At 65.1% G+C, this 20,758-nt stretch carries 28 protein-coding genes and 1 riboswitch; of the genes, 14 read left to right on the top strand and 14 right to left on the bottom strand.

The features are described 5' to 3' along the window. The 11 genes from P3W97_RS08895 to P3W97_RS08845 form a co-directional block, all read right to left on the bottom strand. A partial coding sequence (locus P3W97_RS08895) for a biopolymer transporter ExbD (RefSeq protein ID WP_300845935.1) occupies nucleotides 1-389 on the bottom strand: 389 nt, incomplete at its 3' end. 37 nt (nucleotides 390-426) lie between these two features. After that, nucleotides 427-1,116, bottom strand: a complete 690-nt coding sequence (gene tolQ, locus P3W97_RS08890; RefSeq protein ID WP_300845933.1) for a protein TolQ — start codon at nucleotides 1,114-1,116, stop codon at nucleotides 427-429. Next, the gene (ybgC, locus tag P3W97_RS08885; RefSeq protein ID WP_300845939.1) at nucleotides 1,113-1,562 is read right to left on the bottom strand and encodes a tol-pal system-associated acyl-CoA thioesterase; all 450 of its coding nucleotides are present in this window, start codon (nucleotides 1,560-1,562) and stop codon (nucleotides 1,113-1,115) included. Before ybgC ends, tolQ begins: the two co-directional genes overlap by 4 nt. Before the next feature lie 19 nt (nucleotides 1,563-1,581). Continuing rightward, the gene (gene nusB, locus P3W97_RS08880) at nucleotides 1,582-2,037 is read right to left on the bottom strand and encodes a transcription antitermination factor NusB (RefSeq protein WP_300845931.1); all 456 of its coding nucleotides are present in this window, start codon (nucleotides 2,035-2,037) and stop codon (nucleotides 1,582-1,584) included. A gap of 38 nt (nucleotides 2,038-2,075) precedes the next feature. Then, nucleotides 2,076-2,546 carry a 6,7-dimethyl-8-ribityllumazine synthase gene (ribH, locus tag P3W97_RS08875; RefSeq protein WP_300845928.1) on the bottom strand — a complete coding sequence of 157 codons (471 nt, stop codon included), beginning with the start codon at nucleotides 2,544-2,546 and terminating at the stop codon, nucleotides 2,076-2,078. Then, complete coding sequence (gene ribBA, locus P3W97_RS08870) at nucleotides 2,543-3,697, bottom strand: bifunctional 3,4-dihydroxy-2-butanone-4-phosphate synthase/GTP cyclohydrolase II (protein ID WP_300845926.1); 1,155 nt, start codon at nucleotides 3,695-3,697, stop codon at nucleotides 2,543-2,545. Before ribBA ends, ribH begins: the two co-directional genes overlap by 4 nt. Then, nucleotides 3,681-4,322, bottom strand: coding sequence for a riboflavin synthase (locus tag P3W97_RS08865; RefSeq protein ID WP_300845925.1), 642 nt, complete (start codon nucleotides 4,320-4,322; stop codon nucleotides 3,681-3,683). Before P3W97_RS08865 ends, ribBA begins: the two co-directional genes overlap by 17 nt. Before the next feature lie 142 nt (nucleotides 4,323-4,464). Further along, complete coding sequence (gene nrdR, locus P3W97_RS08860; protein ID WP_300845923.1) at nucleotides 4,465-4,914, bottom strand: transcriptional regulator NrdR; 450 nt, start codon at nucleotides 4,912-4,914, stop codon at nucleotides 4,465-4,467. Between the two features lie 4 nt (nucleotides 4,915-4,918). After that, a complete protein-coding gene (glyA, locus tag P3W97_RS08855; protein WP_300845921.1) occupies nucleotides 4,919-6,163 on the bottom strand; it encodes a serine hydroxymethyltransferase in 1,245 nt (414 codons plus the stop codon). A 45-nt stretch (nucleotides 6,164-6,208) separates the two neighbouring features. Continuing rightward, nucleotides 6,209-6,351: riboswitch (ZMP/ZTP riboswitch) on the bottom strand. Nucleotides 6,352-6,361: 10 nt separating this feature from the next. Then, nucleotides 6,362-7,219, bottom strand: a complete 858-nt coding sequence (locus P3W97_RS08850; protein WP_300845919.1) for a lytic transglycosylase domain-containing protein — start codon at nucleotides 7,217-7,219, stop codon at nucleotides 6,362-6,364. 436 nt (nucleotides 7,220-7,655) lie between these two features. After that, nucleotides 7,656-8,090 carry a DUF1841 family protein gene (locus P3W97_RS08845; RefSeq protein WP_300845917.1) on the bottom strand — a complete coding sequence of 145 codons (435 nt, stop codon included), beginning with the start codon at nucleotides 8,088-8,090 and terminating at the stop codon, nucleotides 7,656-7,658. Between the two features lie 56 nt (nucleotides 8,091-8,146). Here P3W97_RS08845 and P3W97_RS08840 point away from each other — a divergent pair, with 56 nt between their 5' ends. Together P3W97_RS08840 and P3W97_RS08835 are read left to right on the top strand one after the other, a co-directional pair. Continuing rightward, a complete protein-coding gene (locus P3W97_RS08840) occupies nucleotides 8,147-8,761 on the top strand; it encodes a ParA family protein (RefSeq protein ID WP_300845915.1) in 615 nt (204 codons plus the stop codon). A gap of 23 nt (nucleotides 8,762-8,784) precedes the next feature. Then, nucleotides 8,785-9,240 (top strand): MaoC family dehydratase, encoded by a 456-nt coding sequence (locus tag P3W97_RS08835; protein ID WP_300845913.1) that lies wholly within the window; start codon nucleotides 8,785-8,787, stop codon nucleotides 9,238-9,240. On the opposite strand, the gene P3W97_RS08830 is transcribed toward P3W97_RS08835, so the two are convergent. Both P3W97_RS08830 and P3W97_RS08825 read right to left on the bottom strand, forming a co-directional pair. Next, complete coding sequence (locus P3W97_RS08830) at nucleotides 9,231-9,728, bottom strand: tRNA (cytidine(34)-2'-O)-methyltransferase (protein WP_300845911.1); 498 nt, start codon at nucleotides 9,726-9,728, stop codon at nucleotides 9,231-9,233. The genes P3W97_RS08835 and P3W97_RS08830 overlap by 10 nt on opposite strands. Nucleotides 9,729-9,738: 10 nt before the next feature. Beyond that, on the bottom strand, nucleotides 9,739-10,248 hold the full coding sequence (locus P3W97_RS08825) for a ComF family protein (protein ID WP_300845909.1): 510 nt from the start codon (nucleotides 10,246-10,248) through the stop codon (nucleotides 9,739-9,741). Nucleotides 10,249-10,561: 313 nt separating this feature from the next. On the opposite strand from P3W97_RS08825, the gene P3W97_RS08820 reads away from it, so the two are divergent. From P3W97_RS08820 to P3W97_RS08785, 8 genes are all read left to right on the top strand, one after another. Continuing rightward, nucleotides 10,562-11,536, top strand: a complete 975-nt coding sequence (locus P3W97_RS08820) for a biotin synthase (RefSeq protein WP_300845907.1) — start codon at nucleotides 10,562-10,564, stop codon at nucleotides 11,534-11,536. Nucleotides 11,537-11,650: 114 nt separating this feature from the next. After that, nucleotides 11,651-12,148, top strand: a complete 498-nt coding sequence (locus P3W97_RS08815; RefSeq protein ID WP_300845903.1) for a DUF2244 domain-containing protein — start codon at nucleotides 11,651-11,653, stop codon at nucleotides 12,146-12,148. Between the two features lie 212 nt (nucleotides 12,149-12,360). Further along, on the top strand, nucleotides 12,361-13,485 hold the full coding sequence (coxB, locus tag P3W97_RS08810; protein WP_300845901.1) for a cytochrome c oxidase subunit II: 1,125 nt from the start codon (nucleotides 12,361-12,363) through the stop codon (nucleotides 13,483-13,485). 28 nt (nucleotides 13,486-13,513) lie between these two features. Next, nucleotides 13,514-15,139 (top strand): cytochrome c oxidase subunit I, encoded by a 1,626-nt coding sequence (gene ctaD, locus P3W97_RS08805; RefSeq protein WP_300845899.1) that lies wholly within the window; start codon nucleotides 13,514-13,516, stop codon nucleotides 15,137-15,139. Between the two features lie 22 nt (nucleotides 15,140-15,161). Beyond that, nucleotides 15,162-15,272 (top strand): cytochrome oxidase small assembly protein, encoded by a 111-nt coding sequence (locus P3W97_RS08800; protein ID WP_300845898.1) that lies wholly within the window; start codon nucleotides 15,162-15,164, stop codon nucleotides 15,270-15,272. Between the two features lie 23 nt (nucleotides 15,273-15,295). Next, nucleotides 15,296-15,889 (top strand): cytochrome c oxidase assembly protein, encoded by a 594-nt coding sequence (locus P3W97_RS08795; RefSeq protein WP_300845897.1) that lies wholly within the window; start codon nucleotides 15,296-15,298, stop codon nucleotides 15,887-15,889. After that, entirely contained in the window at nucleotides 15,886-16,095 is a 210-nt protein-coding gene (locus P3W97_RS08790) for a DUF2970 domain-containing protein (RefSeq protein ID WP_300845896.1), read from the top strand. The genes P3W97_RS08795 and P3W97_RS08790 overlap by 4 nt, the downstream gene beginning before the upstream one ends. A gap of 55 nt (nucleotides 16,096-16,150) precedes the next feature. After that, a complete protein-coding gene (locus P3W97_RS08785) occupies nucleotides 16,151-17,032 on the top strand; it encodes a cytochrome c oxidase subunit 3 (RefSeq protein WP_300845894.1) in 882 nt (293 codons plus the stop codon). A 69-nt stretch (nucleotides 17,033-17,101) separates the two neighbouring features. Here the strand turns inward: P3W97_RS08785 and P3W97_RS08780 are convergent, their stop codons facing one another. Then, complete coding sequence (locus tag P3W97_RS08780) at nucleotides 17,102-17,326, bottom strand: twin transmembrane helix small protein (RefSeq protein ID WP_300845892.1); 225 nt, start codon at nucleotides 17,324-17,326, stop codon at nucleotides 17,102-17,104. A gap of 15 nt (nucleotides 17,327-17,341) precedes the next feature. Between P3W97_RS08780 and P3W97_RS08775 the strand changes: the two genes are divergently transcribed. From P3W97_RS08775 to cyoE, 4 genes are all read left to right on the top strand, one after another. Next, nucleotides 17,342-18,088 (top strand): SURF1 family protein, encoded by a 747-nt coding sequence (locus P3W97_RS08775; RefSeq protein WP_300845891.1) that lies wholly within the window; start codon nucleotides 17,342-17,344, stop codon nucleotides 18,086-18,088. Between the two features lie 37 nt (nucleotides 18,089-18,125). Next, complete coding sequence (locus tag P3W97_RS08770; RefSeq protein ID WP_300845937.1) at nucleotides 18,126-18,770, top strand: hypothetical protein; 645 nt, start codon at nucleotides 18,126-18,128, stop codon at nucleotides 18,768-18,770. A gap of 7 nt (nucleotides 18,771-18,777) precedes the next feature. Beyond that, complete coding sequence (locus tag P3W97_RS08765; RefSeq protein ID WP_300845890.1) at nucleotides 18,778-19,944, top strand: heme A synthase; 1,167 nt, start codon at nucleotides 18,778-18,780, stop codon at nucleotides 19,942-19,944. Beyond that, a partial coding sequence (gene cyoE / locus P3W97_RS08760) for a heme o synthase (RefSeq protein WP_300845889.1) occupies nucleotides 19,941-20,758 on the top strand: 818 nt, incomplete at its 3' end. The genes P3W97_RS08765 and cyoE, both read left to right, overlap by 4 nt.

Here is a 20,758-nt window from a genome sequence, read left to right as displayed (position 1 = left end):
TCCATCACCTGCATCACCTGTTCGTAGGCCACGCGCTTGTCGGCGCTGATGATGATGGGCACGCCCGACCGCCCCTCTGCCCCTGGCGCTGCCTGAATGGCCTGCACACGGGCGGGCAGGTCCTTGAGGGTCACCACGTCGGCCTCCCCGCTGCTGCGGGTGCTATCGCGCAGGCGCAGGCGGCCGTCGCGCTCCACGATCACCTGGAGGAAGCGCTCCGGCTGGCGGGCCGCCTGACCGACACTGGGCAGCTCGACCTGGCTGGGCACGATCAGCGGGGCGGTCACCATGAAGATGATCAACAGCACCAACATCACATCGATGAAGGGCACCATGTTGATCTCGGTGATCGCGCGGCGGCGTGGTCCGCGAGGGGCGATGACGGGCATGTGCAGGGATGCTCCGGTCGGTACAGCGGCGCCCGTGTCAGTGGCCGGCCGGCGCCGCGCCGGCATGGCGATGCAGGATATTCGAGAACTCTTCGATGAAGGTCTCGAGTCGGTTGGCCAGGCGGTCGATATCGTGCGCAAACCGGTTGTAGGCCAGCACGGCCGGGATGGCTGCAAACAGCCCGATCGCGGTGGCCACCAGCGCCTCGGCGATCGCGGGTGCTACGGTCGCCAGCGTCACCTGGGTCAGCGCCGCCAGGCCGGTGAAGGCGTGCATGATCCCCCAGACCGTACCAAACAGGCCGATGTACGGTGACACCGACCCCACCGAGCCCAGGAAAGATAGGTTGACTTCGAGGGCGTCGAGCTCGCGCTGATAAGCGGCGCGCATGGCGCGCCGGGCCCCGTCGAGCAGGGCGTCGGGTTGGTTGATGCGGCGCTCGCGCAGTTTTTGAAATTCGCGCATGCCGCTGGCAAAGATGCGCTCCATCGGGCTGCCCACATGCGCATTGCGCGCAGCGGCCGCATACAAATCCTGCAAATGGCCGCCAGACCAGAACGCTCGTTCGAAATCATCCGTCAGGCGCCGCACGCGCTTGAGAGCGAATATCTTGCGAAAGATCGCCGCCCAGCTCGTCACCGAAACCCCAAGCAATACCACCACCACCGCCTGGACCACCCAGGAGGCGTTGAGCATCAGCTCGACGATGGAAAAGTCATGGGTCATGCGCAAACATCTTTCTCGAATGCGGCTGGCGTGGTGGGGGCGACTGCCCCGGCCAAGGCCGCCGTCACCTCGGCAGGCAGGCGGCCTGGACGCATCGACTCAGCCTCCACCCAGCCGATGCGCACCGTCCCTTCGCACAGCAGCGCCGGGGTCGGGTCGCTGCGCCACGCCTGTTGTTGCAGTGTCAACGAGGCCCGCCCGAGTTCCCGGATGCGGGTGCGGATGTCCAGCCGGTCATCCAAGCGCGCCGCACGCAAATAGCGCGCCTCGGCAGTGCTGACGACGAACATGCCCCCCGTGCGCTCGCGCAGCCCCTGCTGCCCCAGGCCCAGCCTGCGCAGCCATTCGGTGCGCGCCCGCTCGAAAAACTTCAGGTAATTGGCATAGTAGACGATGCCGCCCGCATCGGTGTCTTCCCAATAGACCCGGATGGGCCAGGTGTGCACCGGCGTTTCGTCCAAGGTCTCAGCAACGGCGGGCGGGGTCACGGGTCACCTCCTCACCGCGGATCAGTGGCGCCAGCCGGTTGAGCACACCGTTGACGAACTTGTGTCCGTCGGTGCCGCCGAACGCCTTGGCCAGTTCAACGCACTCGTTGATGACGACGCGCCACGGCACATCCACACAGTGCAGAAATTCGTATGCCCCTATCCACAGCACCGCGTGCTCGATGGGTGACAGCTCCGCCAGCGGTCGGTCCAGCAGCGGGGCCAGCTGGGCGTCCAGCTCGGCCTGTGCGGCGATGCAGCCGTGCAGCAGTGCGTCGTAGTGGACGCTGTCGGCTTTGTGAAAGCCGCTCAGGTCGCGTGTGAACAGGTCGATGTCCTGCACGTCGTTGCGCCCCACCAGGTGCTGGTACAGCCCCTGTAGGGCGAATTCTCGCGCACGGGTGCGGGCGGATTTTTCGGATGCTTTGGTCATGGGCCGTATTGTCCCAGACCGAGCGGGCGCCCAGCCGATCAGTCCGACGGGTAGCGCCGCAGCAGGGCCGCCATTTCCACCGCCACGCGGGCGGCGTCGCGCGCCTTCTCGTCCCGTCGGGCCACCGCCTGCGACAGGTTTTCGGTCGTCAGGATGGCGTTGGCGATCGGGATGTGATGATCGAGCGCCACACGCATGATGCCAGCGGCCGACTCGTTGCACACCAGCTCGAAGTGGTAGGTCTCGCCGCGGATCACGCAGCCCAGCGCCACCAGCGCGTCGAAGCGATCGCTCTCGGCCATGGCCTGCAGGGCCAGGGGCACTTCCAGCGCACCGGGCACCTGCTCCATGGCGATGTCGGCTTCGGCTACGCCCAGTGTGCGCAACTCCTCGCGGCAGGCAGCGGCCAGCGCGTCGGTGATGCCCTGGTTGAAGCGCGCTTGTACGATACCAATGCGCAGGCCACGGCCATCCAGCGCCGGGCCGTCGCCTTTGTGGGCTCCCATCATGTCGGGGTTCCTTCTGGGGTTGGTGGGGGCACAAAGCCCACCACCTCCAGTCCGTAGCCCGTCATGCTGGGCATACGGCGGGGGTGGCCGAGCAATTGCATCCGATGAATGCCGCAGTCGCGCAGGATCTGGGCCCCGACGCCGTAGGTGCGCAGATCCATGCGGCCACGCTCCGGCGCCTGGGCTGATCGGGCCGTGCCCTCGAACTGGGCCAACAATTGATCCGCCGATTCCCCGCAGTTGAGCAGCACCGCCACCCCACGGCCAACCTGCTGCAGATGGCGCAGGCTGGCCTCTAGGCTCCAGGAGTGCATGCGGCGGCCCGTCTCCAGCGCGTCCAGCAGCGACAGCGGCTCGTGCACACGCACGGGCACTACCTCGTTCTGTTTCCATTGACCCTTGAGCAGCGCTAAGTGCAGACCGCCGCTGGTTTGGTCGCGGTAGGCATGGGCGGTGAACTCGCCATAGGCGGTGGTCAGTGGCCGGCTGCCGATCCGCTTCACCAGGCTTTCGGTGCGGCTGCGGTGCTCGATCAGATCGGCGATCGTGCCAATCTTCAGGCCATGCTGCGCGGCGAAGCGCTGCAAATCTGGCAGCCGGGCCATCGTGCCATCGTCATTCATGATCTCGCAGATCACGGCCGCTGGCGTGCAGCCCGCCATGGCCGCAAGGTCGCAGCCGGCCTCGGTGTGGCCAGCGCGCATCAGCACGCCGCCGTCCACCGCCTGCAGCGGGAACACATGGCCGGGCTGCACCAAATCGTCCGGGCAGGCGCCGGCTGCGACGGCGACACGGATGGTGTGGGCCCGATCAGCGGCCGAGATGCCTGTGGTGACGCCCTCGGCCGCTTCGATCGACACGGTGAAGGCCGTGCCCATCTTGGTCCCGTTGCGCGGCACCATCGGTGGCAGGCGCAGTTGTTCGCAACGCTCGCGTGTCAGAGTCAGGCAGATCAAGCCGCGGCCGTACTTCGCCATGAAGTTGATTGCCTCGGGCGTCACATGGTCGGCGGCGAGGACGAGGTCACCCTCGTTTTCGCGGTCCTCTTCATCGACCAAGATGACCATACGGCCAGCGCGCAGCTCGGCCACGATCTCTTGCACAGAGGCTATGGGGGCCACCGTATCGGTGGCGCTAGGGGTTGTGCTCATGGTGGGGGCTGACCAGGGACAGCATCCGCTCGACGTAGCGCGCAATCATATCCACCTCCAGGTTGACCTGCGCGCCGACCGTCAGTGTCCCCAGCGCCGTGTGCTGCATCGTGTGTGGGATTAGGTTGATGCTGATTTCGCAGCCATCCGCCCGGTCTGAGACGTGGTTGATCGTTAGGCTGACCCCGTTGACGGTGATCGACCCCTTATAGGCCAGGTACTTGGCCAGGGCGGGTGGAGCCAGCACGCACAGGTTCCAGGACTCGCCCATGGCCGCCAGCCGGCTGACCGTGCCCACGCCATCGACATGTCCGCTGACCAGGTGCCCGCCCAGCCGGTCGGCCAGGCACAGGGCCTTTTCCAGATTGACTGGGCCAGGGCGATCCAATCCTGCGGTGCGGGCCAGCGATTCGGCCGAAACATCCACAGTGAAGACCCCTTGTGCGGGGTCCAGCGACGTGACGGTCATGCACGCGCCGTTGATGGCGATGCTGTCGCCCAGCGCGACATCTGCCAGGTAATCGGCCCCGGCCGCCACATGAAGCTGCAGGCCATGGTGGGTGCCGGTGCCGAGGGGAAGGTGCCGCTCAATGCGCCCCACGCGTGTGATGATCCCGGTGAACATGGCCCGAATTGTCGCAGTTTCCCGGGGGGCGCGGGTGCGGGGCGCAGGCTCCTCGCGCGGTGGAACGGGTGCGCTGGGCGAGCCTCTATGCGCGGCCAAGCGTGCGGACACGGCACAGGCGCATGCGTCGCCGACTCCGCTGTCAACGCCGCACCTCGTCGATCAGCGACCGGAAGGCGTCTACATCCTCGAAACTGCGATAGACGCTCGCAAAGCGCACATAGGCCACCTGGTCGAGCTCACGCAGTTCCTGCATGACCCATTCACCCAAGCGCTGCGAAGGCACTTCCCGCGATCCGTCGGCCAGCAGCTTTTCCTCGATGCGGGCAATGGCGGCGTCCAGTCGTTCGGTGCTCACCGGCCGCTTGCGCAGCGCCAGGGCCAGGCTGGCGCGCAGCTTGGCGGCGTCGTAGTCGACCCGCCGGCCATCCTTCTTGACCACCTGTGGAAACGCCACCTCGGCTCGTTCGTAGGTGGTAAAGCGCCGGTCGCATGCGCCGCAGCGGCGGCGCCGGCGCACGAACACCCCGTCGTCGGACTCACGCGTCTCTACCACCAGGGTGTCGGCGTGTCCGCAGAAAGGGCACTTCATCGCCTCACCCGTAGACCGGGAAGCGCTGCGTCAGCTCTGACACCTGTGCGCGCACGCGCTCGATGGTGAGCGGGTTGCGCGGATCGTCCAGCACATCGGCGATCAGGTGCGCGGTCTGGCGTGCCTCGACCTCGGTGAAGCCCCGTGTGGTCATCGCGGGCGTGCCCAGGCGGATGCCGCTGGTGACCATCGGCTTTTCCGGGTCGTTCGGGATCGCGTTTTTGTTGACCGTGATGTGCGCCTGGCCCAACACCGCCTCGGCTTCTTTGCCGGTGATGCCCTTGGCGCGCAGGTCCACCAGCATCACATGGCTTTCGGTGCGGCCGCTGACGATGCGCAAGCCGCGTTGCTGCAGCGTCTCGGCCATCGCCTGGGCATTCTGGATCACCTGCTGCTGGTAGGTCTTGAATTCGGGGCTGAGCGCCTCTTTGAAGGCCACGGCCTTGGCCGCGATTACATGCATCAGCGGGCCACCTTGCAGGCCAGGGAAAACGGCGCTATTGATCGCCTTTTCGTGCTCGGCCTTCATGAGGATGATGCCGCCGCGCGGGCCGCGCAGGCTCTTGTGTGTGGTGGAGGTGACCACATCGGCGTGTGGCACCGGGTTGGGGTAGACGCCAGCGGCGATCAAGCCCGCATAGTGCGCCATATCCACCATGAAGACGGCACCGATCTCGCGCGCCACCCGAGCAAAGCGCTCAAAATCGATGCGCAAACTGTACGCGCTTGCACCCGCGATGATCAGTTTGGGCCGATGCGCGCGCGCCTTGGCCTCCATCGCGTCATAGTCGATCTCCTCGCGTTCGTTCAGGCCGTAGGAGACGATGTTGAACCACTTGCCCGACATGTTCAGCGCCATGCCATGCGTGAGGTGCCCACCCTCGGCTAGGCTCATGCCCATGATGGTGTCGCCGGGCTTGAGGAAAGCGAGGAACACCGCTTCGTTGGCGCTGGCGCCACAGTGCGGCTGTACATTGGCGGCCTCGGCGCCGAAGAGCCGCTTGACACGGTCGATGGCCAATTGTTCCGCCACATCCACATGTTCACAGCCGCCGTAGTAACGCCGCCCGGGGTAGCCCTCGGCATATTTGTTGGTCAACTGTGTGCCTTGCGCAGCCATCACGGCCGGCGAGGCGTAGTTCTCGCTGGCGATCAGCTCGATATGGGCTTCCTGGCGGGCGTTCTCGGCCTGGATGGCGGCCCACAGCTCGGGGTCAGTCTGTTCGATGAGGGTCTGGCGGCTAAACATGGCAGTCCTGTCGTGGTCGGTGGACCCGCGGCGATGATCCGCCTCACGGGCTGCCCAGGCGAACGGCAAGGCGGCATACCGCAGGTGACGGTACGCTGCGCGCTCCCCCGTGGTGGTCCACGTCGGCCATTGGGTTGTGCCAGGGCCATCGCCAGCCCCGTGGCCTATCGCCAGTCGCGCGCAGCTGCGATTGTAGCTTCAGGAGGGCTGGGCGGTCGCCACCGGCTGGCGCATCAACGCTTCCAGCGCGTCAGCCTCCGGGGCCGGTTCCGACAGTGCTGGTACCGGCACCGCCGCGTTGAACGGTACGCGTTGCCCGGCGGCGACCCGCTTGAGCCGCTCCTGCTCGCTGAGCACGCGCAGCGCATAGTCGCGCCCGTCCAACTGCACCGCACCGACGTACAGCCGCAGCCCGGCCGGTACCGAGCCGGCACGGCGGACCGCCTCGTGCAGGATCTGCGCGCCGACACGCAGGTTGCTGAGTGGATCGAACGCCGCCAGCGGTCCGCCGTGCGGCTCGAATTTGTCCTCGTGCATGCGCGTCATCACCTGCATCAGCCCGTGTGCCCCCATCGGGCTGGCGGCAAAGGGGTTGAAGCGCGATTCCTGCGCCATCACCGCCAGCAGCAGTGCCGGCTCCAGGCCCAACTGGCGGCCGACCGTATGGGCCTCGGCGACCAGCATGGCCAGCGGCTCGGCCGCGACGCGGTACTTGCGCGCCAGCCAGTCGGTCATGCGCATCTGCTCGGGCGGCAGGGCGCGTTGCTCGGTCAGCGCGGCGCGCTCGGCGTCGGCGTCCCGCGGCGCCGCCTCGATCGCCTGGCGCTGCAGCAGCCAGTGCGCGGCGGCCTGCTCGAGTTCCGCGCGCAATGGCGGCTGGATGGTCAGCAGCACGACGGCGGCCAGGGTGGCGGCGCCAAACAGCGCCATGCCATGGCGAGCAGCCGCCCAGGCGCGGGCCACGATCTGCGCCAGCCCCTCAGAGGGTGAAACGCGCGCCGCCTGACCCAAGGGGGCCGCTGCGCGATCCTGGGTGTCGATGCACATGGTGGTCATGCACTCACTCCTTTCTGTCGATGGACAAGCCGTCCGGTGGCCCCGCTCGGCAGGGCGGGAGGCGTGGACGGTCGATCGGCCGCGCCGTAGACAGCAGGGCCAGCCCCGAGTGGCTCCTGTGGAAGCTGTTCCACGACAAGCCTGTCACGCGATACCGCAGAGTGCCGACTCAGACGGCTTGTGCAAAGGTCGATGGCATGCGGGAGGCGCCGACCGCACCAGCCGCCGCGCCACTGCATCCTAAGCAGCGTATGACCGCGACCTTTCGCAGGGGTTGCAAAGTGTCAAGGGCTGCGATGGTAAGGGGGCTTGTAATGACAGGTCAACACTTTAAATCGGCGGTTTTATAAACGAAAATCATAATAAAAGCCTCCCTGTGGCCGTTGACCGTCATCGCTTTTTGCCTGTCGTCGCCCTTGCTGGGCTGGTCTGCGGCTCAATCGGCCGTGGCCCGTCGCCGCACGTCCGCCAAATAAGCCAGCCCATCCGGGGGACGGCCGTGGACCTGGCTCTCCCACAACATGCGGCCCAGGCAGTCCATGACCTCGTGATGCGCGTCGTGCAGCGAGCCCCGGCGGGCAGCGAGCAGTTCCACGGCCTGCCGGATGCCGGGAGGCTGGTCGATCGAGCACTGCTCGCTGATGCTCAGGTGCATCGACAAATGCAAGAACGGGTTGTCCCGCGCGGGGTCCACCGTTGCCATGGCGCGCAGCGCAGCGTTCAAGTCGGCCAGCTCGGCATGGTATTCGGGGTGGCGCAGCATCCACTCATAGGCCAGGGTTTCCAGGGGTTCTAGCGGCAGGCCACGGCGGCCTTTGTCGAATACACCGCAGAAGAAACGGCGCACGTCGGCTTGCGATGGGCTAAACATGCCCGCATTGTCACGCTGGTCGGGCTACCATGCGCGCTGTCGGTAGGAGATCGTCCATGCCCGTGCTTGCCATCGCCAATCCCAAGGGCGGCGTCGGAAAAACGACGCTCGCCACCCAGATCGCTGGTCATTGGGCCCGCTGTGGATATGCTGTGATGCTGGGCGATGTGGACCGGCAGCAGAGCTGCGCGCGTTGGCTGGCCCTGCGGCCCACAGCCGTGCGCCCAATCGCGGGATGGGATGCCAGCCGCTCGGATGTGCTCAAGCCGCCGCGCGGCACGACGCATGTGGTGCTGGATACCCCTGCTGGTTTGCACGGCCAGCGCCTGCGCGAGGTGCTCAGGCGCGCGGACCGCCTGCTCGTGCCCGTGCAACCGGGGGTGTTCGACATGTTTGCGACACACGATTTTTTGCAGCTTGTGCGCGAACGCAGGCACGAGGGGCTGGCCGTGGCTGTGGTAGGCATGCGCATTGACGAACGCACCTTGGCCGCGCGGCACTTGCAGGATTTTTTCGAGGCGCTGGATCTGCCGGTGGCCGGCTTCGTGCGCGAGGCGCAGCTGTACCGGCATTTGGCGGCGCAGGGTCTGACCCTGTTCGATGTGCGGCCGCACCAGGTGGAGCGTGAACTGGCGCTGTGGCGGTCGTTGCTCGCGTGGGTCGATGGCTGAGGGGCGCCGCTATAGTGACATCCATGACAACATTTGACTCCTTCGACGCCCTCGAAGCCGCCGTTGGCACCGAGGTGGCCATCACCGACTGGCTGCAAATCACCCAGGATCGGGTCAATCGCTTTGCCGACGCCACCGACGATCACCAGTGGATCCACGTCGATGCCGAGCGGGCCGCGCGTGGCCCCTTCGGCGCGCCGATCGCCCATGGTTTTTTGACCCTGTCACTGTTGCCCAGATGGCTGGCGGAGGCGGTGCATGTCGCCGGGGTGCGCCTGACGGTCAACTACGGCACCAACCGCGTTCGCTTCACAGCGCCGGTCCCTGTCGGCAGCCGGGTGCGCGCACGGCTGCAGCTGCAGTCGCTGGAGCATATCGCGACCAATGGCGTGCATCTGTGCTGGCATGTGACGGTCGAGATCGAAGGCCAGTCCAAGCCCGCCTGTGTGGCGGAAATGCTGGTGCGCCACTACGCCTGACGGGTGCCTTCGGCTGGCATTGCGGCACCGGCAAAGCCTTGTTGGCGCCAGGCCTCGAAGGCCACGATGGCCACGGCGTTGGACAGGTTGAGGCTGCGCTGCCCGGGCTGCATGGGCAAGCGCAGTCGGTGGTTCGCGTCGAAGTCTTGCCAGATGTCGGCAGGCAGACCCCGCGACTCGGCGCCGAAGACGAACCAATCTCCTGGCAGGAAAGCGGTGGCAAATGCGCATGCGCTGCCGTGTGTGGTGAAGGCAAAGCAGCGCTGGGGGTCGGGGCGCTCACTGGCCAGGAAAGCCGGCCACGAGACATGGCGGCGCACCGTTGCATACTCGTGATAGTCCAACCCTGCGCGGCGCAGCTGCTTGTCATCCATAGAAAATCCGAGGGGCTCCACCAGATGCAGCGCGCAACCCGTATTGGCGCACAGCCGGATCACATTGCCGGTATTGGGCGGAATTTCGGGGCTGACGAGGACGATGCGAAACATGCGGCGCGGATTATTCCACGGGGGGTGGCGTGCGGGCCACGACCAGCGCATCGACGGCCGTGGCGCCCGCATCGAGCAAGGCGTAGGCGGCGGCACGCAAGGTGGCTCCCGTCGTCATCACGTCATCGATGACCAGCACGCGCCGTCCTCGCACCTGCGAACGGGCAGCAGGCGCTACATGGAACAGCCCCGGGGCCCGAGTCAGCCGCTCGCGGCGGTCCAGATGGTGCAGCACAGGCGCCCCCGGCGCCCGCTGCAATCCCTGTGGCAGGGCCGGCGGGGTGACCCGCAGACGGGCAAGCGCTTGCATCAGTGCCCACGCCTGGTTGTAGCCGCGCGCTGCCAGCCGATCTGCTGCCAAAGGGATGGGCAGCCACACGTCGGCGCCAGCCAGCAGCGCCGGTACCGCGGGATCATCCAGCCACAAGCGGGCCAGCGCACCCGACAGCCCAGGGCGCGCCGTGGATTTGAGCGCCCGAATCCAGGCATCCCAAGGATGGGCGAAATCGACCCGCGCCACCACCGTGCGCCATGGCGGCGGGTCCTGCTGGCAGGCTGCACAGTAGGGCTGAGTATGGCTGTGCGGCAGGGCGCAACCGGGGCAGCGCACGGTCAGTGGGGCCAGATCGTGCCAGCAATCGGGGCACAAAGGCCCGTCGGGCCAGCGGCCGCAGACCTCGCAGAGGGCGGGACACACAGCGTCGAACACCCCCCGCAGACGGCTGGTCCAAGCTGTCGCCGGCTTCGCGCCCATCGCCTCTCCTTTTCATTCACATGGGTTTCGGCGTGTACGACCCGCCTGCCCTGCAGCACCACAATATACTGCCGGGCCCATGACCCTTTCCTTGCGCCCCGATGACGACGGCGCGCCGGACCTCGACCCGGTTGCGGCGGCGCGTTGGTGCGCCCGTGTACCGTCGAGCAGCCCGTGGCTGCACGAGACGATCGGTGCGCGCATGGCCGAGCGATTGGATTGGATCAAGTTCCGCCCCGATGTCTGGATGAGCTGGTCCCCCTTGCTGGCGGGGGAACAGGCGCATCGGGCGGTGGCGCAGCGCTACCCCCAGGCGCGGGTCTGGCTGGCGGGCGAGCTGGCCCAGGCGACGCTGCAGCGCTGGCGCAACCCGGCGCCGCCGTGGTGGCGGCGTTGGATGTCCCGTCCGCAGGCTGGCGTCGAGGCGGCCTCTGCCGTGGCCGGCGCGGTGGAGGCCGGCGCAGCCGCGCCAGAAGCGGTCGGACTGGTCTGGGCCAACATGGTCTTGCATGCCGTCGCGCAGCCGCGCGCACTGCTGCGACTGTGGCATTCGTGGCTGGCCGCCGATGGGTTCGTGATGTTTTCCTGCTTGGGGCCAGACACCGCCCGCGAGCTGCGGGCGGTGCACGCGGCGCACGGTTGGCCGCCGCCCGCGCCCGCGTATGTGGACATGCACGACTGGGGCGACCAGTTGGTCGAGCTGGGATTTGCCGAGCCGGTGATGGATATGGAGCGGCTTACCTTAACTTATCCCAATGCAGAACGCTTGCTGGCCGATTTACGTGAGACGGGTCGGAACTGGCATGTGGGGCGCTTTGCCGCCTTGCGCGGACGCGGCTGGCGCGCGCATTGGCTGCGCGCCGTCGAGCAGGGCTTGCCGCGCAGTCCAGATGGCCAGCTTTGCGTCACGGTCGAAGTGGTGTACGGACATGCCTTTCGGCCGCGGCCACGCACGAAGGCGGCCGGCGTAGCGACGGTGCCGCTGGAGCGGCTGCGCGCGTCGCTGCGCGGTGCGGCTCCTTTGGGGAAACCCCGCGTGACCGACAGCGCCTGAAACCGCACTACAATTGATTTAAGTCAATTGGCAGAGTGGGCAGACCGCGAGGTCGCCAATCGTGGCAACGGTCGGCGCCATAAGGCCGCAACCCCGGATTCGACGGTGGCACCGATGGATGCATCGCCCAATGGCGTCGTGTTTCAACTGGCTCTGCGGGAGTCGAACGGCTGGCGCTGGCTGCTCAAGCGCAATTGCGCATTGACGCCCCGGCAGTGTTTGGTGGCGTCTCTTCTGGCCTGCGCAGGGGCGCTGTCGGTGGCCGGGGCATTTTGGGCGATGGGGGCGAGGTTGGTCTTGCCATTCGCGCTACTCGAGTCCAGCGCCGTAGCCTTGGCGTTTCTTTGGTATGCGCGCCATGCCACCGATCGGGAGACTCTGATACTCGACGAACAGCGCCTGGTGGTGGAGTGGGAGCAGGCGGGGGCGGTGAGACGAAGCGAGCTGGCCCGCCACCGGCTGCGCGTGGACGATGGCGGCCAGGAATCTGGGTTGGTGGAGCTGCGCGCGGGCGCGGCCCGGGTGCAGGTTGGGCGTTATATCCGACCGGAACAGCGGCGTCAGTTGGCGCGCGAGCTGCGCTGGGCGTTGGCGGGGCACCGGTCCGCTTGAAATGTCGCCGTCGGTGACAGGGGTATTGGGGATTGTCCGTACCACCCGCGTGGCGGAAGTCTGGTGTAATTCGCGTTGACATAAATCAACGTTTATTTGAGGCAAACGTCGTGAGCAGGATGAAGCAGTCAGGTCAAACGCAGAGTAGGCTCGGGTCTGGCGTCCGCGGGGGCACGAGGCGCGCCGTCGGCGCTGCGCTGTTGGGCCTTGGCGTGTGGGTCTCGAATGCGGTCCATGCCGCAGTCAACGACCTGCCGGGCGGACCGGCGGTCAATCAGCTCAACTTTCACCCCCCTGCCACGCGCATTGCCGAGGAGCAGCACTGGCTGCACTGGTTCATGCTGGCCATTTGCGCGACGATTTTCGTCGTCGTCTTCGGCATCATGTTTTACTCCATCGTCAAGCACCGCAAGTCGGTCGGGCACCAGGCGCAGGAGCTGCCCGAGCCGATCTGGGTCGAGCTGGGCTGGACCATCGTGCCGCTGCTGATCGTCATTGGCATGGCGCTGCCTGCGACCAAGGTGCTAGTCGCGCAAAAAGACACCACCAACAGCGACCTCACCATCAAGGCCGTCGGCATGCAGTGGAAGTGGGGTTACGAATATCTGAAAGGCGAAGGGGAGGGGATACAGTTTCTCTCCACACTGGATCCCAAGCACCGCATGATGTCCGACAGCGGTAAGCCAGAAGCGGTGGACGACTACCTGCTCAAGGTGGACAACCCGCTGGTGGTGCCGGTTGGCAAGAAGATCCGCATCATCACCACCGCCAACGACGTCATCCACGCGTGGATGGTGCCGGCCTTTGGCGTCAAGCAGGATGCCATTCCCGGCTTCGTGCGCGACACCTGGTTCCGCGCCGAAAAGACCGGTGACTTCTATGGCCAATGTGCCGAGCTGTGCGGCAAAGAGCATGCCTACATGCCGATCCATGTGAAGGTGGTGACGCAGGAGGAGTACACCCAATGGGTCGAGCAGCGCAAGCAGGCGATGGTCGCCCTCGCCGACGACCCGAACAAGGAGTGGACCCTGGCCGAGTTGATCAAGCGCGGCGAGTCAGTCTATGCCGCCAACTGCGCAGCCTGCCACCAGGCCAGCGGCCAGGGTGCGGGCCCGATCAAGCCGCTGGACGGCTCTGCCATCGTCACGGCCGCCGACCATGGCAAGCTGATTCAGGTCATGCTCAACGGCGTCAATGGCGCGGCCGCCCAGATGCCGGCTTGGAAACAGCTCTCCGACGTCGAACTGGCCGCGGTCATGACGTATGCGAAGAACAGCTGGTCCAACAACACGGGTCAGGTCGTGCAGCCCAAGGAAGTGCTGGCAGCGCGCCAGTGACAAGGATTGAAGCCACGAGGAAATCGCCATGAGTGCAGTATTGGATCATCACGGCGCCCACGCGCACGATCATGAGCACGATCACCATGCGCCCGCCGGTTGGCGGCGCTGGGTATTCGCCACCAACCACAAGGACATCGGTACGCTGTACCTGCTGTTCAGCTTCACGATGCTGATGATCGGCGGCGTGCTGGCGCTGGGCATCCGTGCCGAGCTGTTCCAGCCCGGGTTACAGCTGGTCAACCCCGAGCTGTTCAATCAGCTCACGACCATGCACGGCATCATCATGGTATTCGGCGCCATCATGCCGGCGTTCGTGGGCTTCGCCAACTGGATGCTTCCGTTGCAGATCGGGGCGTCTGACATGGCGTTTGCCCGCATGAACAACTTCAGCTTCTGGCTGATGGTGCCGGCAGCGATCATCATCGTACTGTCGTTTTTCATGCCCGGCGGGGCACCCGCAGCGGGCTGGACACTGTACGCGCCGCTGACGCTGCAAATGGGCCCGTCCATGGACGCCGCGATCTTCGCGATGCACATTCTGGGCGCCAGCTCCATCATGGGCTCGATCAACATCATCGTGACGATCCTGAACATGCGTGCGCCCGGCATGACGCTGATGAAGATGCCGATGTTCGCCTGGACCTGGTTGATCACCGCCTACCTGCTGATCGCGGTGATGCCGGTGTTGGCCGGGGCGATCACCATGACGCTGACCGACCGCCACTTTGGCACGAGTTTCTTCAATCCCGCCGGTGGCGGCGACCCGGTGATGTATCAGCACATCTTCTGGTTCTTCGGGCATCCTGAGGTCTACATCATGATCCTGCCGGCCTTCGGCATCATCAGCCAAGTCGTGCCGGCGTTTGCCCGCAAAAAGCTGTTTGGCTACACATCGATGGTCTACGCCACGGCGTCCATCGCGATCCTGTCGTTTATCGTCTGGGCACACCACATGTTCACCACTGGCATGCCGGTGACGGGACAACTCTTTTTCATGTACGCGACCATGTTGATCGCCGTGCCTACGGGCGTGAAGATCTTCAACTGGATCGCAACCATGTGGAAGGGATCGATGACCTTCGAGACGCCGATGCTGTGGGCGGTGGGCTTCATCTTCGTCTTCACCATGGGCGGCTTCACCGGATTGATGCTGTCGATGGCGCCGATCGACATCAACTTCCAAGACACCTACTATGTGGTGGCTCACTTCCACGTTGTTTTGGTGGCGGGTTCGCTTTTCGCGATGTTTGCAGGCGCTTACTATTGGCTGCCGAAATGGACGGGGGTCATGTATTCCGAGACACGCGGCAAGATCCATTTCTGGTGGTCGATGATCTCGTTCAACATCACGTTCTTCCCCATGCACTTCTTGGGCTTGGCGGGTATGCCACGACGCTATGCCGACTATCCGATGCAGTTTGCCGACTTCAACGCGATCGCATCGGTGGGCGCGTTCGCGTTCGGATTGGCGCAGGTGTACTTCTTCCTGGCGGTCATTCTGCCCGCCATGCGTGGCCAAGGCGAGAAAGCGCCCCAAAAGCCGTGGGAAGGCGCAGAAGGTCTGGAGTGGGAAGTGCCGTCTCCGGCTCCGCACCACACCTTCGAAACCCCTCCGAAGCTCGATGCCACCGCCACCCGCATCGTGGGTTGATCTCGCCTAGGGAGTTTGGATCATGACGCCCGAGCAACGTCGCCAAAATGTGCGCCTTGGTGTGATCTTGGCGTCGGTGGCGCTGGCGTTTGCGCTGGGATTCGTCGCCAAGCATGTGTTGCTCGGGGTCTGAGCCCTCGATGAATGTTGAACGCTATGTCGCCACGCCGTCTCGACAACCTGCGCTTGACCGGCAAGCTCGTCATCGTCGCTGTGGGCATGTTTGCTTTCGGCTACGCGTTGGTGCCCATTTATCGCGCCATTTGCGAGGTTACGGGGATCAATATTCTCGCCCTTGGCGAACGCCAGGTCCCGGGCAAATCGCGCATCGATCCCGTCAACACGCAGGTCGATACCTCGCGCACGATTACGGTGGAGTTTGACACCAATGTACGCGGGCCGTGGCATTTCAAGCCTGCGGTGCGTTCCGTGGAGGTGCATCCCGGCGAGCTCACGACCGTGATGTATGAGTTTCAAAATGTGCAAGGCCGTACCATGGCGGCGCAGGCCATACCGAGCTATGCGCCGCGCCAGGCAGCCAACCATTTCAGCAAACTGGAGTGTTTCTGTTTCAATCAGTACACCCTGGCGCCGGGCGAACGCAAGGAATGGCCGGTGGCGTTCGTCATCGATCCCAAGCTGCCCAAAGATGTCAAGACCATCACATTGTCCTACACCTTCTTCGAGGTAGGCGCGCCCACGCCTGCAGCGCCCACGGCAGCGTTGAATCGGACGGGAGATGCGTCATGACCCCGTCGCCGCATCAGCGGCCTGTGGCGGTGCTCGACACCGTCAAGGCCGTGCTGTGGAGTTTCATTGGTTTACGCCGCCGCGCCGACTTCGAGAACGATGTGCAAAAACTCAACCCAGTGGCTGTGCTGGTCACCGCAGTGGTGATGACTTTCGTGTTCATCGCCATTTTGATGCTGATCGTGCGCTGGGTGGTGTCGTCCTGATGGTCAGCCCCGACCTTTGCCCCTAACACCAGACAAAATCCAACGAGGAGTGAGCATGTCCGCAACCACAAACGGCAGCACGCCGTACTACTATGTGCCCGGCTTGTCGCGGCACCCGTTCATGGCGGCCTTTGGGTTGTTTTTCGTCATCCTGGGCGCCAGCCTATGGATCAATGGTAGCGACTGGGGTATGTACTCGCTGGCTTTCGGGCTGGTGTGGTGGCTGTTGGTGCTGTACCAATGGTTCCGCGACGCTGTGACCGAGAGCGAAGGTGGCCTCTACGGGCGCAAGATCGATATCTCCTACCGCTGGAGCATGAGCTGGTTCATCTTCTCGGAGGTGATGTTCTTTGGTGCGTTTTTCACCGCGCTGTGGTGGGCGCGCAGCCATTCCGTCCCGGCTCTCGGGAATCTGGAAAATGGCCTGATTTGGCCGAATTTTCAAGCCATTTGGCCGTCGATGCAGGCCGGTGCGACCGCCTCACCGGCGGGCATCGTCGAACCGTTCCAGACCGTCGGGCCGTTTTGGCTGCCGACCATCAACACGGCATTGTTGCTGACGTCGGGTCTGACGCTGACCGTTGCCCATCACGCGATCCAGGACGGCAGTCGTACCAAGGCCATCGCGTTCATGTGGCTGACCGTGTTGTTGGGCTTTGTGTTTTTGCTGGTGCAAGGCTACGAGTATTTTCACGCCTATACCGATCTCAATCTCAAGCTCAGTTCCGGCATCTTCGGCTCGACATTTTTCATGTTGACCGGCTTCCATGGTTTCCATGTATTCGTCGGCATGCTGATGCTGCTGGTGATTACCCTGCGGCTTCAAAAGGGTCACTTCACCAAAGAACGCCATTTCGGATTCGAAGGCGCGGCGTGGTATTGGCACTTCGTGGACGTGGTCTGGCTCTTCCTGTACGTGCTGGTCTACTGGATGTGACCGACGCTTCCCAGTCGTGGAAAGCGCCTGCGGGCGCTTTGTGCGTTTGGGTGCCAGCCTGGTGGCCAGTCAGTGCGTTGGCAGACCAGTCGGCTGAATCCAGCCCATCCAATGGCTGAGTATGATGAGGACGAACAGCAGAATGGACAGCCCGATGCGCACCGTCAAAGCGCGAGCCATGCGGCGAGAACGGTGCGCGTCACCGCTGCTGGAGTCGCCCTTCATCATCGCGACCAGCGCCGCGGCCAGACTGCCCACGATGCCCACGAAGGCGATCACGACAAGGTATTTCATGCAGGACATTATCGGATGAAGGCGCCGCGCGCGCGACGGTTTTGGTGGGTAACCCTGGCGGCAGCGCTGGGGGTGCTCCTGACGACGTCTCTCGGTGTCTGGCAGTTGGGGCGGGCGGCCAGCAAACGTGCCTGGTTGGCGCAACGGGCATTGCAAGCTGAACTGCCCGCCGCCGACTGGGGCGCCTTGCGCGATGCGTTGGCCCGCAACGAGTTGACCGCATGGGCGGGGCGAGCGGTGCGGTTGCAGGGCCGCTGGATGGCCGAAGCCACAGTGTGGCTGGACAACCGCCCCATGGAGGGGCGGGTTGGCTTTGTGGCGGTGACTCCGTTGTTGCCGGAAGGCGAGGGGCCAGCGGTGTTGGTCCAGCGGGGGTGGCTTGCGCGTCGGCCCGACGACCGCCAAGCCATCCCCGCTCTGTCGACGCCCGAGGGGCCGGTGACCGTGGAAGGCCGCTTGGCCCCGCCGCCGTCCCAGCTATTCCAACTGGGGCCTGACGCACCGGGCCCGATCCGACAAAATATTCAACTGGACGAGTTCGCCACCGAATGGCGCCTGGCGCTGCTGCCGGTATCCGTGCAGCAGACAGCACCACCCGAAACCGCAACGGACGGAAGGCCGCTACAACGCGCCTGGGCGACGGTGGCGGTCGAGCCGGCCAAACACGTCGGGTATGCGGTTCAGTGGTTCGGGCTCGCCGCCCTCATCTTCGCCCTCTATGTCTGGTTCCAATTCCTCTCTCCCAGGCGACGTGCCTGCTGACGCCACGGCAGCGGCCCGGGTGGACGAACCGCTGACCATGACCGTGCACAGCCTGCCTACGCCGAACCGAGGGCTGGCACAGCAAGCGGTCGCCACGCGCCGTGGGCGCTGGAAGATGCTGCTGCTTTTCTTGGTCAGCGCCTCGCCCGTGATTGCATCGTATTTCACCTATTACGTGATTCGCCCCGAAGGGCGGCGCAACTATGGCGAGCTGATCGAGCCGCAGCGCCCCTTGCCAACCTTCAGTGGATGGGATGCGCAGGGCCAAGAAGTGCCCCTGACGTCTCTGTCTCACCAGTGGCTTTTTATCAGTGTGGCGGACAGTGCCTGCGATGCCCAATGCGAACGGCATTTGTACTTGCAGCGTCAGTTGCGTGAGGGGCTGGGTAAGGACAAGGAGCGCATGGACTGGGTGTGGCTGCGCACGGGGTCGCGGGAGTTCCCGCAGCGGCTACAGCCCGCGTTGCAAACGGCGACCGTGCTCTGGGTGGACGAGGCGCAATTGGCCACCTGGCTGCAGCCAGTGCCCGGGGGGCGGCTGGCTGATCATCTGTATCTGGTGGATCCCATCGGCAACTGGATGATGCGCTTTCCCAAAGACGCCGATCCCGCAAGGATGCGGCGCGACCTGGAGCGGCTGATGCGGGCGTCGAGTTCGTGGGATCGGCCCGGGCGTCCGTGAGGTGAGCATGCAACCGCTGTATGACTGGACGCCGGTGTTCCGGCTGATGATCGTGGGGCTGCTGGTGGCCGCCGGGCCGCTGGTGTGGGTGTGGTTGCGCAGCCGCGGGGCCAGCCCGGTGCAGCGGCTGCGGGTGCTAGCAGGGCTGACACTGTTCTTGACATTTGACCTGGTGCTGTTTGGCGCTTTTACGCGTCTGACCGATTCCGGCCTGGGTTGCCCGGACTGGCCAGGCTGCTACGGCGCAGCCAGTCCGATCGGCGCCCGCGCCGATATTGCCGCCGCGCAGGCAGAAATGCCCACGGGGCCGGTGACTTTCTCCAAGGCATGGATCGAGATGATCCACCGCTATCTGGCCACGGCGGTCGGCGCGTTGATCCTGGTGATGGCCGTGGTCAGCACCGTCGAGCGCCGCCGCAACCCCGCCGTGCCGGTGTTGTGGCCTTGGTTGTCGCTGCTTTGGGTGTGTCTGCAAGGCGCCTTTGGCGCGTGGACCGTCACCATGAAGCTGTTTCCCGTCATCGTTACTCTGCACTTGCTAGGGGGGATGGTGCTGCTGGCGCTGTTGCGCTGGCAGGCCATGCGCTATGGTCAGGCGGACGCGTTGACCTGGCAGGCGGCTCGGCTGACTCCGGGGCTGCGCGCAGCGCTGTGGGCCCTGTTCATCGCCGTCTGGGTGCAGGTGGCACTGGGTGGCTGGGTCAGCACCAACTATGCGGTACTGGCGTGCCGTGACTTCCCCACTTGTCAGGGCAGTTGGTGGCCGCCGATGGACTTTGCGCGCGGTTTCGAACTGTGGCGAGCACTGGGCTTGCAGGGCAGTGGCGAAGCGCTGCCTTTTGCGGCTTTGACCGCGATTCACTATGGGCACCGGCTTTTTGCCTATGTCGTGCTGGCCGCACTGCTGGGCATCGGGCTGGCACTGCAGCGCGCTGGGATGGCAGGGCACGGTCGCTGGCTGCTGGCGCTGGCGGGCTGGCAGCTGCTGACGGGGCTGAGTAACGTGGTGTTGGAGTGGCCGCTGGTGGCTGCGGTGGCCCACACGGGGGGAGCAGCGGTGCTGGTTGCCTTGCTGGCCGGCTGGTTGGCTGCAACGGTGACAGGCCCGGTGGACGTTGCCGTGGCATCCGCGCGTTCTGCGGCGGCGCCGGCGTGGCGGGAGCGGCGCGCATGAGCACGCCCTCTTCTGCCGTGGCGACGCCTCTGCCGCCAACGTGGCGCCAGTACTACGTATTGATGAAGCCGCGCGTCATCCAACTCATCGTCTTTTGCGCGCTCATCGGCATGGTGCTTGCCGTGCCAGGCTGGCCCAGCACAGCCCACTGGCAGACCATGGCTGTCGCGTGTTTGGGCATTTGGATGGTGTCTGGTGCAGCGGCGGCCTTCAATTGCTTGATCGAGCAGCACATCGACGCGCGCATGCGCCGCACCGCCTGGCGACCGACGGCCCGAGGCGAACTCACTCGGCGCCAAGCCCTGGTCTTTTCGGGGCTGCTGTGCACGGCGGGCTCGGTCTTGTTGTACGTTGCGGTCAATCCACTCACCATGTGGTTGACACTGGCGACTTTCGTCGGGTATGCGGTGATTTATACGGTGATCCTCAAACCGCTGACGCCGCAGAACATCGTGATCGGGGGAGCGTCTGGCGCCATGCCACCGGTGTTGGGCTGGGCGGCCATGACCAACGCGGTCACTGCCGAGGCGCTGGTGCTGTTTTTGATCATCTTTTTGTGGACACCACCCCACTTTTGGGCGCTGGCGCTGTACCGGGTGGAGGACTACCGCCAATCCGGCTTGCCGATGTTGCCCGTCACGCACGGCTCCGAGTTCACCCGGCTGCATATCCTGCTGTATACCCTGGTGCTGTTTGCCGCCTGCTTGCTGCCCTATCTGTTGCACATGAATGGCTGGCTGTATCTGCTGGTGGCGGTGGGGCTGAATGCGGGCTTCGTGGCGTATGCCTGGCGGCTGTGGCGGTCGTACTCCGA

Source organism: Tepidimonas sp., assembly GCF_029335975.1.
Lineage (GTDB): Bacteria > Pseudomonadota > Gammaproteobacteria > Burkholderiales > Burkholderiaceae_C > Tepidimonas.
Note: the sequence above shows the minus strand (reverse complement) of the source record. Positions and strands in the feature narration are given on the sequence as shown.